The following is a 16,072-nucleotide window of genomic DNA, read 5'->3' as shown; positions in this document are numbered from 1 at the left end:
TGACGCCGGTCGGGTAGCTGCCGGTGTCGAGTTCGGCGTGGACGCGCAGTCCGCTGCGGCTGGTGGTGGCGGCGATGGTCTGCACGATGACCTCGTGGCTGGTCAGTGGGCGGCCGCGCCAGTTCATGGCGCTGTGGGAGAACAGCCTGTGCTCGATCTTGTTCCACTTCGAGGTGCCCGGCCAATGCCGTTGCTTGAATTCGAGAACAACTGCCGCGGAACGGGTGACGGTGTCGGGGCGGGGTCGTTGGTCCGGTTGTGCATCCGTGGAGTGGCTTGTCCGACGAGGTACGGCTTGGTGTCCTGACCGAGTGGGTGCCGCCGGGGTTGGTGGACCAGGCGCTGGCGGAGTGCCGTCGGCGGGATCGGCGTCCGGGGGCGCTGCCGTCCCGGTTCATGGTCTACTACGTGCTCGCGTTGGCGCTGTTCCATCAGGACTCCTACGACGATGTCGCGGAGAACCTGGTGGGTGCATGGCCGGATATGCACGAGGCGATCCCGAACAAGTCCTCGTTCACGCGGGCTCGGCGGCGGCTGGGCGAGGCGGCGCTGGAGGCGGTGTTCCGGAAGCTGGCCGGGCCGGCGGCGCCGCTGGGGCTTTCGGGTGCGTTCTACCGTGGGATGCGGGTCGCGGCGGTGGACGGGTTCGTGCTGGATGCGCCGGACACACCTGCCAACCGGGCCGGGCTGGGCGGGCTCCTGGACGTGCGAGGTAACCCGGCCGGGTTCCCGCAGGTGCGGGTGGTGACCTTGACGGAGGCCGCGACGCACGCGTCGGTGGACGCCCGGGTGGGCGCATTCAGCGGCGGGGAACGGGAGTTGGCGGTGGCGATGGCTGGCAGTGCGGCGGGGATGCTCGTCATCATGGATCGCGGCTTCCCAGGCGTCGAGCTGTGGAAGGCCTACACGCGGACCGGGGCTCACCTGCTCCTGCGGGCCCGCTCAAGCGTGGCCCGCCGCCCGGTCGAGCACCTGCCGGACGGCACCTACCTGGCGCGGATGAACCTGGCCGGACAGAAGGGGAACCACCCCGGCGGGGTGTTGGTGCGCGTCATCGAGTACCAGGTCGACGGCGGCGAGGTCATCCGCCTGCTGACCGATCTGATGGACCCTGACGCCTTCCCCGCCGCGGAGTTGGCGGCCCTGTATCACGAGCGCTGGGAAGCGGAGACCGCCTATCGGCAGATCAAGACGTTCCAGCGCGGTGGTCTGACGATCCTGCGCTCCGCCGACCCGGAACTGGCACGCCAGGAGGCGTGGGCGCACTTGATCATCCATCACTGCCTGACTCGGATCGTCATGCGCGTCGCCGACCGCGGCCGGTTCGACCCCGACCGGATCTCCTTCCTCAAGATCCTCAAGCACGTCCGGCGCAGCGTGGTCCGGCAGAGCCAGCACACCCCGGCCAGGATGAAGCAGTTCCTGGCGAACATGGCAGCGAAAGTCCGCCGCAAGCTCGACAGCGGCCCCAGGCGGCTCAGGGAAGCCGACCGGCTCCCGAAACGCGCCGACGGCCGCTACTCAATCCGCAAGGCAGGTCAACCACGTCGACCGACCCGACGTGTCCCAGCGAAGACCATCACCCTGAACCCTGTGATAGTTCACTGAGTCAAGCAACGGCATTGGGTGCCCGGCGGCAGGTGGCACACGGTGATGGTCAGCCCGGTTTCGGCGGCCAAGGCGGCGAGCTCGATCTTCCAGGCCCGGGTGCGGTGGCCGTTGGAGCCCCCGGCGTCCGCGGCGACCGCGCCGGGTCGGGTGCGAGGCCGGCCGACGGGCAGGCGCACGCGCACTTTGGAGAGGACGGGGACGAACTGCGGGCTATCTCCGGCCTGCCCGGCGGTCAGGACGAGTGCCGGCGGACGGCGGCGAGATGGACCTTGCTGGTCAGCCCGCCCCGTGACCTGCCGAGCAGGGCCTGCTTCAGACGGAGCTTGCGTCGCGATCGGACCCGTCCGCGCTCGTCCTGTCCGTTCTGTTCCTGCGACTCGCCCCTTTTTGTCGGGCCGCCTCCTGCTCGCGCGCGGCCTCCTCCAAGGCCTGCATGAGCTCCTCGTCCACGGGCATCCCGGCGGCGTCGTGGTGGGCTCGGACGGTCGTGGAGTCGACGCTGACCAGCGACAGGTCAGTCCTTTCCTCGCGGGCGGCCTCGGCGATCAGGCCTTCGAGCAGGGCGCTGAACACGCCGGCGTCCCGCCAGACCCGAAACCGGCCGAAGACCGTGGACCAGGGGCCGAACTCGTCAGGCAGCTCCCGCCACTGAGCGCTGGAACGGAACCGCCAGATCAATCCCTCGAACTGGTCACGAAGCCGTTCGGGATAGGGCCCGAACCTGCCGATCGGCAGATAGGGCTCGATCAAACTCCACTGCTCGTCAGTGAGTTGCCTGCGCGTCACAGCCAACATTCCTACCGGGTTCTGCCCCGGAGCAGGAGCAGAACCCGAAGATTGATCACAACCTCACACAGGCCCTAGGGCCGGGAAAAGACCAATCCGGTCCGCAAGAAGAGATGCAGAAGACCGCAGATAGACTCAAGGAGATCCTCGGAAATAAATTCCCGAACCTCACGGTCACCACGGAAGGAAAGCGGTCGATCATCCTCGACTTCGATCCGCGGGTAAATGGAGACATGTGACGTTATTTTGGCACTACCGGCTAAAGGGGGTGACTTGCTGATTCCCAATACAGATATCACCGAAGGCTGGGACGTGAACGATCCAATCAGTCATGCCAAGCTGCTCAGGCAGGCGAAGATCGAATCAAACGGGTCTCTGCAGCGCACGGTTCGCCTTGTCAAGCGCTGGCGAGACCTCCACGACAAGCCGCTCTATTCGTGGAATATCAAAACACTAGCCCTGGAGGCGGGAAGCCAACCGATATCCCTCTTCGAGGGGCTGCTCCGCTTCTTCTCCAATGCGGTCCGCTCGATCATGGAAGGGCCGACTGAGAATCCTGGAAGCATGAATTATCCACCGCCGACCGTCGCCGTGGACCGCTTCGAGGCCAATGCGCTCCTGCTCGAAGCTCGGGACACCGTTGAGCGTGCTCGGATCTTTGCCTCGTACGGTGACATGGCTAGAGCCAAGTCGGAGTTGCGGCGGCTTTTCACATAGAAATCCTGTGCTTGACCTGACAGGTCTCCGACCAGTTCGTCGAGACCGGCATGTTGCGGATCCACCGGCAGGACTGTTCGCGGTTCAGGGAGGCCTGGCTCTGCCGGGGTAGGACCGTTGGCCAGGCGCTCGATGGAGCGGTCGGTCATGCCGAGCCGCCGCCGAATCGGCAATTGCGGCAAGCGGCCGATAGGGCGGCCATAGGGTGTCCCACCACCTGGCGCTCGCCGCCAGCGGGCAGCCGTAGGCCGTGCCGGCCACCGTGGTGTCCGGCACGAAGGCCAGGGCGGCCAGGAATCCGGGCTTGCGGGTCTGGGAATGGAACCGCTTGAAAGCCCGGTCGACGTCGGCCGGCGTGGCCTCGCCGTACGGCGGCTCGGTGAAAGCTTCGGCGAATACCAGGCGCCGCTGCTTCTCCAGCAGCAAGATCTGTCGATCCGGTCAGCAGCGCGGGCGATGGCACGCAGTTGGTCCGCGCACCGGAGGCGGCGGATCCGTCGGCCCACACGCGTGGCAGACAGCACCGCGCCGACCTCGACCACGACACGTCTGCGCTCCACGGGGCCATGATGCCCTGTCACCGCGGCCATGCCGCGCCGTTCGACCGGGACGGCGAAGCCCATCTCCTCAACCGGCACGCCCAGCAGCGCCTCCAGCCCGCTGCTGACCGAGGTGTGGCAGCGGCGGGGCGGTCGATTCCCACCTACGCAGCAGACGCCGCTCACGGCCGCCCGGACGTCCAGCTGCCGGGCCATCTCGGCAATGGCCAGCACGAAGCCCTCCCGGGTGTGGCCGGCTGCTCTGCGCAGGTCCGCCAGGGCCCGCGCGCCCACCGCGTGAGTCAGGGGCGGATGGTATCGCGCCCAGTGACGCCGGTGGGCTGAAGCGGAGCGAAGCCCTGAGCGAGGAGTTCGGCGGTCACGGTCACCTGGCCCACCCGCTCGAGACGGTCGGGGACCATGAAAGTGATCTCGATGCGCGTGGACACCGACTGGCCGGGGAGCAAGTCCGTCAGGTGGGCGCCCGGCACGATGCCGGTCAGCTCGCCGCGAGCATCCTGGGTCAGCGGGACCGGTACCCCGTCTGCGGTCAATTGCACGGCCGCCGGGTCAAGGTCCTGCCTGCCGTCGGCGATGGTGATCCGGGTGCCGACGTGCCGGAAGTGCGGGCCGTCCGCGGGGCTCTCGAAGGTGACGGTGCCCTCCACCCTACGCTCGTGCCGCGAGCTCTCGCCGTGTTCGAGCTCGACGGTGCCGGTACCCCTGCGGTCCACGGCGAAGTCGTAGGTGCTGCCGCCCGCCGTGATGTTGTCGACGTAGGTGTCAAGGGTGGCGTTTGGGTCACCGAGCGTTCCGACGTTGGCGATGACACCGACAGCCCTGCTGTTGGCGCCGGTGCAGGTGCTCACGTAGGTGCTGAGCGGGTAGTCGCCGCCCGCCGTGATCGGCGTACCGGGGATGCTGCGCGAGCTGGTCCAGATGCCCTCAGGGCCGGAGGCGAAGTGCTGCCAGGTGTCCGGCACGATGCCGTGGTTGCCCTGCGCGTCGGTAGCCAGCTGCGGCTGGAAGCTCAGCGTCGTGAACTCGCCCAGGCAGTAGATCGGCAGCTGGAGGTTGGGGCCGGTGCCAGTCGCGGATGAGTGGGCGCTGTCGACGTACGTGTCGTAGGACAATGGAGAGGCGGCGATCTCATCCAGCGGTGTGGGCGGGAAGTAGTGGGCGGCCTGGGACTGCTCTCCCGGCCCGACGGCCAGGTGGAGGCTGCCGTTGAAGGTGTCGGGCGCGGCGAACGGCGACACCTCCTGGACGCCGTGGGCCCGGTCTGCGTTGCCCGGCTGATCCTGGAGACGGAACCAGGGACCCCGGGGGCCGAGATCGGCGGGGCTGACCTGGATGGTGGCGGCTTGCGCCTGGGAAGCAAAGCCGAACACGGAGGTGCCTGAGGCCAGAAGAACCATGACCAGACCCGAAGTGAGTCGCTTCATGTCAAGACTCCCGTTAGGTAATCGCCCGAAAGGGCAGAGAAACGAACCGTGAGTGCAATTCCCAGACCGCGCCACCGCCGCAACCACCCGTCAGCGAAATCCCCCGTTCAGCTACACCACAGCAGCAGGTCAGGGGCGCGCAGGCGAAGCTGGGGGGCGCGGTGGCCGTCGTGGTGCCTGGAGCCGGACCGCGCACCTAATCTTTCGGCCGACGCGCTCACCCGGCAGGGGCGTTTCAAAGTCCGGTGATCGCGTAGACGGGCTGGTCAGCGGATGTCCAGGAGATCCAGTGGCCGGTTGAAGGGGTCGTAGGAGACGTGTCGGAGGCCGGCGGCGATGTTGCGGTGTCCGTGCTGGCGGAGTGTGTTGATCGCCAGGTTGCGCAGGGTCGCCATGTTCTCGGGGCCGTGCCCGGTGCGGATCTTCGAGGTGTCCTCGCCGAAGGTGGCGTCGCGGACGAAGTGGAGTCGGTTCTCGATGGTCTACTGCGATCTGGCGAGCTGGCCGAGCCGTTGCGGCGATGCCTGATGCGAGGTCAGGTCGGTGATCGCGTAGATGGTCTGGCGGCTGACTGTGCCGCTCGCGAGGTCAGTGCGGTGCCGCAGGATGCGCACGGCCTGGACAGCGTGGGGGAAGTCCAGGCCGAGGTCGGTGACGGTGAGGGCTCTGGTCGCTCGGGTCTCGCGGCGGCCGTGGCCGATCTCGCGGTCGTAGCGGCGCGCGGTGACGTCCTTCCACGGCAGTGACCGCAGGCGGCGATGGAGTTCGGGCTGGTTGGCCTTGACCACGAGCAGGTAGTGGGCCCTCTTCTCCTCCACCAGGAAGCGCGCGTGGTAGCGCTGGGTGTGCAGGGCGTCCGCGGTGATGGTGACACCGGTGAGGTCGTAGGGCTCCAGCAGTGCGGCGAAGCAGGTGATCTCGTTGGTCTTGTCGGGAACCCGGAGTTGGGAGACGGTCCGGCCGTCGGCGGTCATCGCGGCCAGGAGGTATGCGGCGGGCGTCTGGCCGTTGCGGGAGCCGCGTGCGCTCTTGCCGTCCACCGCCACGGTGTCCGCTCCGGCCAGGTCGGCGCCGGTGAGCTCGGCCAGCCCGCCCGGACAGGCCAAGGTCAGCACGCGCCGGATCGTGGCCCTGCTCGGCGGCACACGCACCCCGAGGGCTCCGACGACCCGGGCGCCGAGCCGGGCCAGGGTGTGCTGCGGCGCGGATGCGGCCCACTGCCCGATCGCCGCGTACGAGCGGGCACCGGCCAGGACCGCCGAGGCGGCGATCAGCACCACGCTCACGAACGGCTGACGCCTCCCGCGACGCCGCCGGGGATCGGCCAGGTCCCGCAACCGTTCCGCCAGACCGATCGCCGTGCCGTGCTGACGAACGGGCGGCTTGACGAGGCAGACGGTGGCAGACTGGCGGCACATCGAGGCTCCGGTACAGGGCGACTTGGCAAGGTCACCCCTTCAACCGGGGCCTCGTTGCATTGGCAACGGGCCGACCAGCCCACATCACACAGCCATGACCAGCAACTTCCCATGATCACCGGGACTTTGAAACACCCCTGGCTCACCCGGATCCGCCACCCGCACCGGCCTCGGCCATTATCCGACGTTCCGCCCCGGCGCCTGCGCAAGGAGGAGACATCGTATGTACAGACGGCAAGCTGACCGAGCACATCCGCCGCATCCACGCCGACTCCCACGAGACCTACGGCTCCCCTCTCGTCCACGCCGTCCTGCGGCGCGAGGGCACCCGGGTCGGCCGAAAGCGAGCCGAACGCCTGGCGCGTCAGGCCGAACTGCAGGGCGTCAGCCCCCGCCGGCCTCACTCCCACACCCGCCGCGCCCCGGGGTGCCGCACCCCGGACCTGGTGCAGCGCGACTTCACCGCAGGCGCCCCGAACCGGATGCGGGTTCCCTGGGGAAGATCCTCGGAGTGCGGCGCGGGCTGCGCGACCCGCCGCGCGACGGCTCCATGCCGGTGCTTGCCGTGATGGACGATGCGTCATCGCCGGCCGGGCCTGCCGCTCCTGGGCACCCGACCGCATGGCCTACAACTTGCCCCGCAGGTCGGAGGTGTGAGAAGCCGTTGTCGTACCGATCATGGTGGACATCGGTTCGAGTGCGGCCACACGGCTGAGTGATCTTTCCTCGGGGCACGCATGAAGGCAGGCCTCCTGCCCAGCTCGGGATTGTCGAAGTCCGAACGAGCTGGCCGGGAGGCCCTGTGTTGCAGTCTTGCGTTTCCATGCCTACATCGTCCAACTCGGTTACCCGGTCGTGTGATTGTCTCGCTCACCGGTTCGGGAATGCGGGTGACCGTCCGGACCGTGTGCGCCGCTACGACTCGGACATGACGGACGCGGAGTGGGAGGTCGTGCGGGACGCGATGCCCGTTCCGCCGTGGCTGGAGGGCCGGGGCGGGCAGCCGGAGGGCTACTGCCACCGGCAGCTGCTGGACGCGGTGCGCTACCTGGTCGACAACGGGATCAAGTGGCGGGCGATGCCGGTCGACTTCCCCGCGTGGGACCGCGTCTACGCCTTCTGCCGGCGGTGGCGTGCGCGGGGCCTGCTGGCCGAGTTGCACGACCGGCTGCGGGGCCTCGTCCGAGAGGACGCCGGCCGTGACCCGGAGCCGACCGCAGCGGTGATCGACGCGCAGTCCCTGCGGGCGGCGGCCACGGTGCCGGCATCCTCACGCGGGTACGACGGGGCGAAGAAGGTACCGGGGCGCAAGCGCCACATCGTGGTCGACTGCCTCGGGCTGCTGCTGGCCGTGCTGGTCACCGCCGCGAACGTGACGGACCGGGACGCCGCGATGCCACTGCTGGAGCGCGTGCGGGCCCGCTACCGGAAGACCGTCCTGGTCTGGGCCGACGGCGGCTACGCGGGCCGCCTGGTCACCTGGGCGAAGCAGCAGCTGCGACTCACGCTTGAGATCGTCAAACGGACCGACGCCGCGTCCGGCTTCGTGGTGCTGCCCAGGCGCTGGGTGGTCGAGCGCACGCTGAGCTGGCTGATGCGCTCACGGCGCCTGGTGCGCGACTACGAGACGCTGCCCGCCGTCCATGAGCAGACGGTGCTCTGGTCGATGACAATGCTCACGACGCGGCGGCTGGCCCGGCGGCGAGTGTGAACCTGCCCGGGGACGGCTCGTCGGCCCAGCCCCGGTCCGCCAGCCGCTTCATCTTCGATCGAACGCCCTCCACGCTCGCCGGGACCGGCGCCAGCCCCAGGACGGCGGCGATCTCCTGGCATGTCATCACCCCGGTCCCATCCGCACGGTGTTCGGCCAGAACGGAAAGGGTGCGCTGGTAGTCCACAGCCAGCACGTCGGCCGACAATGCAGGCCGCCACACCGGGACGATCGAGCCCGCACGAGCCGCCCGCGGTGGAGAGACCGCGGTGGACGCGTCCGGGGAGGGTTCCGGTTCCGACGCGGAGGGCTCTTCAGATTCCCGGCCGGCGACACCGGACTCCCGGGGCTGCGGCGCGGACAGGACCTCGCCGACACGCTGGCGCGCGATCAACCACTCCTGCCAGTCCGTCTCCGCCTCCGCAAGTTAAGCGAGCACCCGGTCCGCCTTCTCCCGCAGCCCCTCGACGCGCTCTCGCGCGGCCAGCTCTCGCTCCTCCAGCAGACCCACGACCGACGCCATCCCGACACCTCCACCAACGAGACAACCCGACCATCCGAGCCTGCCTCGCCAGCACCGACATCATTCCTGAGCTGCGGAAACACGCTGATCAAGTTCGGTACGACAACGGCTTCTGATGCCTCTCGTGACGTCACGAAAGCCGTAACCTGGCAAGGTAACGTCCGATCAAGGATTCGCCCGTGCCGTCAGTGCCGTGCCTGAATCGTGCGAGGTGTGCGGTACACGGCTGCAGTCGGCCGGCCGAGAACGGCGGCGGACGATGTGCGGCACGAAATGCCGCAGCACCGCGTACGGACGGCGCTGTGCCGCCGAGCATGCCGCCGCAGCCCCAGACGCGCCGCCCACCAAAACAGCCGTGCTTGATGCCGGCGTGGGTGGCGGGCTGGGTACTGCGCCCAATGAACGGCCGCTGGTGCTGGCCGACGCGCTGCCGCCTGGACCGCAGGGCGAGCTCCTCGTCCTGGCCGAGGCCGTCTACGGTGCCGCTCGTTTCTACCTCTACAGCCTCCAGCAGAGCAGCGAGCGTGCGAAGTGGGCGCTGGGCGCCCTGCACGCCCTCGTCCCGAACGTGAGCCGCCGACTTCTGGAGCAGGCCGACCTCGCCCACCGCGAACAGCTCGGCAGCACCACCCCGCACACATAGCCCCGATCAGTCGGCAGCAGCGGCTTGCCCCAGCTCAATCCGTGACGGCCACGTGAGAGAACCGCAGATGTGGATGCGCGCGAACGGTGCGGACGGGCGAGGCCAGGAGGGCGAATGACCCTCGTGGGGTGATGCTCAGGAGCACTGACATCGTGGTCTTCCTTGGCCGGGACGTCGGCCATGGCGACTGCTATGGCCACGGCCTGACCGCCGCTGGCAAGACCGTGTTCGACAAGCGATTTCCCAACAGCCAACCGAACCTGCGGGCCGTCTTCGACAAGCTCGCTGCCAAGTTCGGCCGCGTCCTGGTCATCGTCGACGAGCCCACCTCGATCGGCGCCCTGCCTCTGCGCATGGCCCGCGCCGTCGGCAGCGCTGCCCACTGACAGACGCCACCGAGCGGGTGCCGACGTCACCACCTGCTGACGAAGACCCTATTGCTCACCCTCACGACCTGGGAGCGCTGGCCGGGAGCACGCGGTACCCGCGCCGGTCACCGAACCAGCGGAACCAGCAGGGGTAGGGCACGAGCACCAGCCACTGGAACTCATAGGCGTGGAAAGGGCCGTCAAGGCCCGTGTCCGGCGGCAGCCGGACTTCCATGACTGGCGCAGTGACCCCCGGCCGCCCCTGGCCAGCAGGGCCGAATCGAGCCCGGCCCGGGCGGCGGCAGCGGCACGGACAGTCAGCCCGCCGGAGGCCACCCGGTCGCAAATCCGCAGGTCAGACCACATGTGGTAGCCGCTGCGACGCAAGGTGCCGCTGGGCCGGCAGGTACGGGAGCGCGGGTTCTCCCGCGCGGCAGGAGTAGAAGAGAGCCCCGCCGGAAGAACTGGTCAAAGAATGTGCTCTGACCTGCGAAAATGACCATTTTGTGTCAGTCATTGTTTGGCCCTGGCCAGTGGGGCCAAACGCTCTCCACTTTGGCCCCACTGGCCAGGCCAAACCGGCGGAGTTATCCACAGGCTCCCGGACCCACCGCCGGAAGCAGCCGGGCGACTCGCCGAGGCGATTTTGGCTCTAACGGTAGGGCCAAAGCACTATCACTCGTGATAGTGCCCCGGGTGACATTGGATCAAGGGACCTGGAGAGCACCGATGGCTGACAAGCCCAAGCTGGGCTACGGCGAGCAGTTGGTGACCCGGCTTGACAGCCAGGGGAACGTCGTCTACTCGGTGCAGAAGATCTCGGGCCGCACCTTCGCGGAGTCCGACACCACCAAGGGCTACACGACCGACGCGCCGTTGATGATGCTCACCCTCGCCCAGATGGACATCCCGCAGACTTGGATGCGGACCTGGTGCACCCTGGTCGGCTTTCAGCAGATGAGCGGGAAGGCCCCGCGCAGGGCGCCGCTGGGCATGCTGAAGACCACCCATCGTGACATCAGTGCCGCCTCCGGCGTCTCGCGGACCTACGTCGGCGAGTCCCTGCTGTTCTTCAACGAGATCGGCTGGCTGCGGACCGCGCGCCGCTCGGTTTACCAGCTGAACCCGTTCCTCACCTTCGCCGGGTCCAGCGTGGATCAGGAGTTGGCCCAGGACGTCTGGGTCGCGATGGTGCCCGAGTTCCTGATGCCCGGCCCGGAGTACGCCGCGGCCTGGCGCAAGGAGCGCCGGGACGAGCAGCGGTCGGTGGCCAAGGCCGTGAACGTCGTGCTGCTGGGCTCGACTAAGGCAGAGACGAACAAGATGCCGGCGGCCTCGAAAGCTCGGGCTGTTCGGAGCGCCTGAGACGGCGAGGCCCGCTCCGTTGCAGCGGAGCGGGCCTAACCTGACATTGGATGCTCAACGTATCAGCTAGCCGGTAGGCGCTCGCGCCCCTGACCGAGGACTCCAGATGACGACCACCCGGTACGTCCCGCCGATCCCCACCACCGAGATGGTGACCATCAGCCGTGAGGCGCTGGCCGTCCTCAGCCTGGTCGAGCTGACCTCGAACAGCCATCGCCTGCTCACCACACTGCTCGCCTACCAGGATCCGGACGACGGGTGCGCCGACCTCTCCCAGGCCGAGATGGGCAGCCTGCTCGGGCTGAGTGCGCCGAGCGTCAACCGGGCCGTGAAGCAACTGGCGGACAAGAATCTGGCCTGGCTCCTGGAGCCGGGCGCCTACCAGATCCACCCGTTGCTGACCGGGGGGAAGATGCGGGCTGGGCTGGCCGGGGTGCCCCGGATCGACGCCCTCGACCCCGAGCAGTTCGGCGAACGGTTGCGGCAACGTTACGAAGGCCAACTCGCCAACCTTGGCATCAGCGCGTAGCGGACGAGACCTGCGACGCCCCAGCCGCCCGGGCCGTCTTCGTTGGCTGTGTTGGCAGGGCCAGACCGCGAGGTGGGCGCGGCGGATTGGCAGAGCACGGCCTTGTGGTCGGTCCCTTGCGGGAGGCAGGGGGCGGTTTGGCCTACCCGGCCCCGTTCGGGCTGCATGACTGATGATCATGACCGACCGTCGCAAGCTCTCGATGCCGGCCTTTCGACGCAGAGCTCCAAGCTGAAGTTTCCCCTTGAGGTTGGACACCTGGAGACTGGGCGATGCAAGCCCGGAGGAAGCAGCACCAGGTGGGAATCAAGAGCAACATGGCCTGGGGCGTCAAGCGGATCTGTGTCGTCTCGGTCGCGAAATAGGCGGCCGCCTTGCGCAGGATCTCAATCGTCTTCTGCTGCTCGACGGTCTGGCGCCGCAGCCGGGTGAGCTCCTCGCGCTCCGCACTGGTCAGCTCGCCCGGCCGGCCCTCGCCCCGGTCGGTCTGCCCTGCTTGACCCAGACCCGCAGCCCCTCCGGGCTGACCCCCAGTTCCCGGGCGATCTCGGTGACGTTCCGATGCGGCGAGGACCGGACGAGCGCGACCGCGTCCCGCTTGAACTCCGCCGTGTACCGCTTGGCCATGTTGCTCTTGATTCCCACCTGGTGCTGCTTCCTCCGGGCTCACATGTCCCAGTGTCCAGGTGTCCGAGCCGAGGGTGGAACTTCAGTTGCAGTCACGGCGAGACGGTGCGGGCTTCCCACCGCGTGGCTCGTGCGACGGCAAGGGCCTCGCGGTGGGACTCGTGCATCCTGCGGATACGGGCTTCGGCAGCCTGGGCAAGCTCGTCCAGCGATGGCCAGACCTTTGGCTCGGGTTCGCGAAGCTTGTTGTAGCTGGTGCGCAGCAGCTGTTCACGCCACTCCTTCTCGTGCCAGCGGGCGGCCTCGCGGATCTGTGCCTGCTCACGCATCTGCCGGCGCAGTTCGCGGTAGGCACTGTCGCCGATCAGCGGGTGGCATTGCGGCGGAGCGGAGTCCGGTGACTGCAGGACTTCAGGGACAACCTGACCGTGTTCTGCGGACCGGGTCCCAGTGTTGCTCCGCACGGTGCCGAACCGTTCCCGCTCGAGGTCGGTCAGGGCCTCGCTCCAGCACCAGCGAAGCGTCGTCGTCAGGGTGTTGCCGGCGGCTTGGTCAGTCGCAGCAAGAGCAGCCGCTCGAGTGGGGTGGCCGTGGACACGGCGCATCACGGTTTCATGGACCTGCTCGGCCTGCTCGTCGGCTTCCAGTGCTTGCGTCAGAGCGTAGGTCAGCTTGTCGGCCACCGCGCTCTGAGTACTGATGTCGGCGTGCCGGTGCTGCTCGGTCCGTTCCCTCGCCGCCACCTGCTCCGCGGCGCGGCGCAGCGCGTACTGGCGCAGGTGCGCGTCGACGACGGCTCGACGCTGGTCGTCGGGAGTGCCCGCGGCGAGCCCTGCGGTCGCCTCCTGGATCAGGACTCGTCGGGCGCTGCACCGGTCGGCGAGGCGCATGCGGCAGGTCACGCACTCGGTGCCGGTGTCCATCCGGATGCCGTCGTCGCACCCGCCATGGGCGCACTCCTGACGTTGCGGCAGGCCCTTTCCGAGTAGCCAGCCCACCGGGTCGGTGACCCGACCGATGCCGCCCTGGGCCTTCAGTCGGCGTTCCAGTCGCTCGGCTAGCGCCTGGAACGCGCCGTCATGGCCAGTCCAGCCCGCGATCCGGCCCAGCTCCACTCGTACCGCAGCGGTGATCCTGTTCCGGGCCCATCGGCGATCCAAGTGCCCCCACAAGCACGCAACCGGGGCAAGGACTGTCGCCAGGTCCAGCGGCGGCCGAGGAATCCTCGGCAGGCGGCACCCCGGTCGGGTGACCTGGCCAGGCGTTTTCTCCTGGGTGTCCCGGATGACGTTGGATTCGGGCTCCTCCCCGCGACGCGGGCTGCCTGCGTTCTCGCCGACGTCTGATTCGGCGACGGTCTGTCGGTGCTCGCTGTTGTCGGCACACCTCTTGCGCGCGTGCGTGCGCTCCGGCCGATGATGGGTCACCCCCATCGCGGCTTCGCCGGAAGTGCCGAAAGCCACAGTCAGTTCATTCGGTACGCCAGCCACAAGGGAGTGGGAAGCGTGAAGGGGGGTCGCAGCGTCAAGGTCTGGGATCCCGGCCTCATCAGCCTCTACAACCTCGTTTACCTGCATAGTCTCCTCGCTCACAGCAGCTTCACCTGGGGGGGGCGCAGCATCAAGGTCGCTGACCGACTCCCCTGCGGTGTTCCGCGTGACCTCCCGGCGCGCCGGAGCCACCAGGCCGGCCCGGTGTGCGGCCGCGACCGACGGCAGGACCAGCCGCGACCGCGACCGCAGCCCCGACGCCCCGCGTCGCAGCCGCTTCACCACCCCCGCCTCCGCCAGGCGTCGCAGTACTTGCGCCGCGCCCGCAGGCGTGCAGCCCAGCATTCGCGCCAGTGTCACCGCCGGCCGCCCGGCCTCAGTACCTGTACGGCCTCCGCACAGCCGCACCCAACCGCGCTCGTTCGCGTCCAGCACCAGCAGCAGGGCCGCCAGCCGGTCGGTCGCGGCTCCCCGCCCCGTACGCCTTGCCAGCAGACCGGGCGGAAAGACCGAGCCGTCGCGATGGGCCCAGCCCGGCGCGAAGAGCTCCTCGATGACGCGCAGCAGCACCGCCAGCTCCTTCTTGGCCAGTGCCAGCGGATGCCCCGCCACCCCACGGGCCTCCCACATCGGAACCACCCTGCACTCCATTGCCTGGTGTTCGCCGTGCGAGCCCTCCTTCGTCTCACTCAGCACCGCACCGCTGGCCCGCATCGAACGCGCCACCGCTTTCATGCGTTCCGCTGATACCCCCAGCCAGCGGCCCAGTTCCGACTTGCGGATCTCGACCAGCCCGCTGGTCCACGGAGTACGCGCCATCAACACGACCGCACCCAGCCGCACCGCATCCGGCTGTTCTGCGAGTCCGGGCTCGGCCAGCAGCGTGCGCACCGCCGTCCGCAGCCGCGAGCGCATCACCGGCGTCAGTGCCAACGGCGCCAACACCGCGACGGCCGCCGGCTCTTGGAGGCCGCAGGTCTGGCCCTGAGCCGGAACCGCAACCGTGGCAACCGCTTCCTTCCCGCTCACCGAACGCCTTCCCGCACTGTGTCGACGGCACGTGGGCACGACGCGCCGGCCGCGACCGGAGAAGGGGGGGAGGTGGGCATGGGTGGAGACGGGACGCAGACGGGGATCACGAGTGATACAGGGGTTGCAAGCCCCCGCTCGTGTGACACATCCAGCCGCCCAAAAGAGTGATCTGGGTCGCATTTTCCTGGCAGCGTGCCGAACGTCCGATAGCTTGCAAGCCGCGACAACCGCGGCAGGAAGCGGGGGAATGGCTCTCGGGTCGACTGACCGGAGGGTCAGACACACCGAAACCGGTGATGCCGACAACAGCACCACCGGCACGGCGAGACTGGCAGCTGGCAGATCTGTGCTGCAAAATGGCAGTGCCTCCTCATAGGTGGGCACGCAAATGGCGCCCTTCGTGGGTGCTGGGTCCGGGAGAACCCTGAAATTCGCCTGATCGACCGGTTGGCGCCGGCGATCTGGCCTTCGCCTCCGAGTTGGCGCTCGGCAGCGGTGAACGTGAGGCCGTGAGCCTGGTGATTGGCGTCACCTGAGGTACGGCCCAGGTGGTAGAACCCCTTGGCGGGGGTGGCGGCCACCCGTGGGCGGCTGCGTCATTTCGACCATGGCTCTAGTAGGGGAAGGTACGGGTCACGGCAGCGATGGCACTTCACCACACCGCCTTTTGAGCGATCGCATAAATGGCGGGTGCTGTGACTCGGAAAGGCTGCGGCTGAACCGCGTCTTCGCCTCCCTCAGTCGGTACGGGTTGGGCCACCGCGGTTTCACCCGAACTCACCCCGACCGGGTGCGTCATGACTCAACCTAGTGGGTCGATGGTTCGCCGGGCCCGACGATTTCAAGTCCAGCGGGACTGTCTTGACGCAATAAGGTTTGTAGCGCGGGTTCCCTGCGCTTGGCCGGGTCGTTGGTCCAGGCCGTCTGCGGTATCTCGGGCAGTCCGAGACGGCGACCGAAGCGCTGGGATGCCTGGCGTACGCTTCGGAGAAGGTGGCGGCCCGCTGGTCGCGGACTTCCCCGGTTGTGCCAAAGTGCACGCTGGCGGGTGTGCGGAAGCCGATGCCCGAATTCCGGCGCTCGTGGTTGTAGTACGAAATGAAGGCGTCGAACCCCGGCTGGGTGGCCTGGCGGCGTCGCTCACCGCATTGCCCGCGCTCCCGCAAGATCCGGTACACCGTAGAGACTGAGCAGTGGTAGCGGCCAGCGTCCAGCTCGCGGGCCCAGATCTGCGCGGGCGGCAGCTCGGCGCACTCCGGGCTGTTCAT

16 protein-coding genes and 4 pseudogenes are annotated in these 16,072 nt (G+C 68.4%); 9 read left to right on the top strand and 11 right to left on the bottom strand.

All coding sequences use genetic code 11. From position 1 onward, the window contains the following. A pseudogene (locus ACZ6EM_RS37455) lies at window positions 1-181 on the bottom strand (ISAzo13-like element transposase-related protein); the annotation flags it as partial. 95 nt (window positions 182-276) lie between these two features. Here ACZ6EM_RS37455 and ACZ6EM_RS37450 point away from each other — a divergent pair. Further along, window positions 277-1,608 (top strand): IS4 family transposase, encoded by a 1,332-nt coding sequence (locus ACZ6EM_RS37450; protein ID WP_465774376.1) that lies wholly within the window; start codon window positions 277-279, stop codon window positions 1,606-1,608. Between the two features lie 17 nt (window positions 1,609-1,625). Here the strand turns inward: ACZ6EM_RS37450 and ACZ6EM_RS37445 are convergent. The 3 genes and pseudogenes from ACZ6EM_RS37445 to ACZ6EM_RS37435 form a co-directional block, all read right to left on the bottom strand. Continuing rightward, a pseudogene (locus ACZ6EM_RS37445) lies at window positions 1,626-1,742 on the bottom strand (ISAzo13-like element transposase-related protein); the annotation flags it as partial. 72 nt (window positions 1,743-1,814) lie between these two features. Next, a pseudogene (locus tag ACZ6EM_RS37440) lies at window positions 1,815-1,912 on the bottom strand (IS5/IS1182 family transposase); the annotation flags it as partial. Between the two features lie 11 nt (window positions 1,913-1,923). After that, window positions 1,924-2,397 (bottom strand): transposase, encoded by a 474-nt coding sequence (locus tag ACZ6EM_RS37435; protein WP_465774375.1) that lies wholly within the window; start codon window positions 2,395-2,397, stop codon window positions 1,924-1,926. A 113-nt stretch (window positions 2,398-2,510) separates the two neighbouring features. On the opposite strand from ACZ6EM_RS37435, the gene ACZ6EM_RS37430 reads away from it, so the two are divergent. Next, on the top strand, window positions 2,511-2,636 hold the full coding sequence (locus ACZ6EM_RS37430; protein ID WP_465774374.1) for a hypothetical protein: 126 nt from the start codon (window positions 2,511-2,513) through the stop codon (window positions 2,634-2,636). 34 nt (window positions 2,637-2,670) lie between these two features. Then, window positions 2,671-3,114: a hypothetical protein gene (locus ACZ6EM_RS37425; RefSeq protein ID WP_465774373.1), complete on the top strand. Its 444-nt coding sequence runs from the start codon at window positions 2,671-2,673 to the stop codon at window positions 3,112-3,114. A gap of 84 nt (window positions 3,115-3,198) precedes the next feature. Here ACZ6EM_RS37425 and ACZ6EM_RS37420 read toward each other — a convergent pair whose 3' ends face one another. The 4 genes from ACZ6EM_RS37420 to ACZ6EM_RS37405 all read right to left on the bottom strand — a co-directional run bounded on the left by ACZ6EM_RS37420 (window position 3,199) and on the right by ACZ6EM_RS37405 (window position 6,516). Next, the gene (locus ACZ6EM_RS37420; protein ID WP_465774372.1) at window positions 3,199-3,540 is read right to left on the bottom strand and encodes a hypothetical protein; all 342 of its coding nucleotides are present in this window, start codon (window positions 3,538-3,540) and stop codon (window positions 3,199-3,201) included. A 415-nt stretch (window positions 3,541-3,955) separates the two neighbouring features. Then, a complete protein-coding gene (locus ACZ6EM_RS37415) occupies window positions 3,956-5,098 on the bottom strand; it encodes a hypothetical protein (protein WP_465774371.1) in 1,143 nt (380 codons plus the stop codon). A 266-nt stretch (window positions 5,099-5,364) separates the two neighbouring features. Then, window positions 5,365-5,493, bottom strand: a complete 129-nt coding sequence (locus tag ACZ6EM_RS37410; RefSeq protein WP_465774370.1) for a hypothetical protein — start codon at window positions 5,491-5,493, stop codon at window positions 5,365-5,367. 87 nt (window positions 5,494-5,580) lie between these two features. After that, window positions 5,581-6,516: an ISAs1 family transposase gene (locus ACZ6EM_RS37405; protein ID WP_465774369.1), complete on the bottom strand. Its 936-nt coding sequence runs from the start codon at window positions 6,514-6,516 to the stop codon at window positions 5,581-5,583. A gap of 137 nt (window positions 6,517-6,653) precedes the next feature. Here ACZ6EM_RS37405 and ACZ6EM_RS37400 point away from each other — a divergent pair, with 137 nt between their 5' ends. Together ACZ6EM_RS37400 and ACZ6EM_RS37395 are read left to right on the top strand one after the other, a co-directional pair. Beyond that, window positions 6,654-7,085 carry an IS3 family transposase gene (locus ACZ6EM_RS37400; protein ID WP_465774378.1) on the top strand — a complete coding sequence of 144 codons (432 nt, stop codon included), beginning with the start codon at window positions 6,654-6,656 and terminating at the stop codon, window positions 7,083-7,085. 359 nt (window positions 7,086-7,444) lie between these two features. Next, a complete protein-coding gene (locus ACZ6EM_RS37395) occupies window positions 7,445-8,227 on the top strand; it encodes an IS5 family transposase (protein ID WP_465774368.1) in 783 nt (260 codons plus the stop codon). On the opposite strand, the gene ACZ6EM_RS37390 is transcribed toward ACZ6EM_RS37395, so the two are convergent. Next, complete coding sequence (locus ACZ6EM_RS37390) at window positions 8,193-8,621, bottom strand: hypothetical protein (protein ID WP_465774367.1); 429 nt, start codon at window positions 8,619-8,621, stop codon at window positions 8,193-8,195. The two genes, ACZ6EM_RS37395 and ACZ6EM_RS37390, sit on opposite strands and share 35 nt — an antisense overlap. A 484-nt stretch (window positions 8,622-9,105) precedes the next feature. Between ACZ6EM_RS37390 and ACZ6EM_RS37385 the strand changes: the two genes are divergently transcribed. The 4 genes and pseudogenes from ACZ6EM_RS37385 (at window position 9,106) to ACZ6EM_RS37370 (ending at window position 11,655) form a co-directional block, all read left to right on the top strand. Continuing rightward, the gene (locus ACZ6EM_RS37385) at window positions 9,106-9,393 is read left to right on the top strand and encodes a hypothetical protein (protein WP_465774366.1); all 288 of its coding nucleotides are present in this window, start codon (window positions 9,106-9,108) and stop codon (window positions 9,391-9,393) included. Window positions 9,394-9,524: 131 nt separating this feature from the next. Beyond that, window positions 9,525-9,764: pseudogene (locus ACZ6EM_RS37380) on the top strand (IS110 family transposase); the annotation flags it as partial. Window positions 9,765-10,490: 726 nt separating this feature from the next. Further along, window positions 10,491-11,126 carry a hypothetical protein gene (locus tag ACZ6EM_RS37375; RefSeq protein ID WP_331768728.1) on the top strand — a complete coding sequence of 212 codons (636 nt, stop codon included), beginning with the start codon at window positions 10,491-10,493 and terminating at the stop codon, window positions 11,124-11,126. Between the two features lie 106 nt (window positions 11,127-11,232). After that, window positions 11,233-11,655 carry a helix-turn-helix domain-containing protein gene (locus ACZ6EM_RS37370; RefSeq protein WP_465774365.1) on the top strand — a complete coding sequence of 141 codons (423 nt, stop codon included), beginning with the start codon at window positions 11,233-11,235 and terminating at the stop codon, window positions 11,653-11,655. A 453-nt stretch (window positions 11,656-12,108) separates the two neighbouring features. Here the strand turns inward: ACZ6EM_RS37370 and ACZ6EM_RS37365 are convergent, their stop codons facing one another. Together ACZ6EM_RS37365 and ACZ6EM_RS37360 are read right to left on the bottom strand one after the other, a co-directional pair. Further along, a complete protein-coding gene (locus tag ACZ6EM_RS37365) occupies window positions 12,109-12,300 on the bottom strand; it encodes a transposase (protein WP_465774364.1) in 192 nt (63 codons plus the stop codon). A 74-nt stretch (window positions 12,301-12,374) separates the two neighbouring features. Further along, window positions 12,375-14,801 carry a hypothetical protein gene (locus ACZ6EM_RS37360; RefSeq protein ID WP_465774363.1) on the bottom strand — a complete coding sequence of 809 codons (2,427 nt, stop codon included), beginning with the start codon at window positions 14,799-14,801 and terminating at the stop codon, window positions 12,375-12,377. Between the last annotated feature and the right edge of the window lie 1,271 nt (window positions 14,802-16,072).

This window comes from Kitasatospora sp. NPDC041917 (genome assembly GCF_055589745.1).
This window is presented reverse-complemented; position numbering and strand designations above follow the sequence as displayed.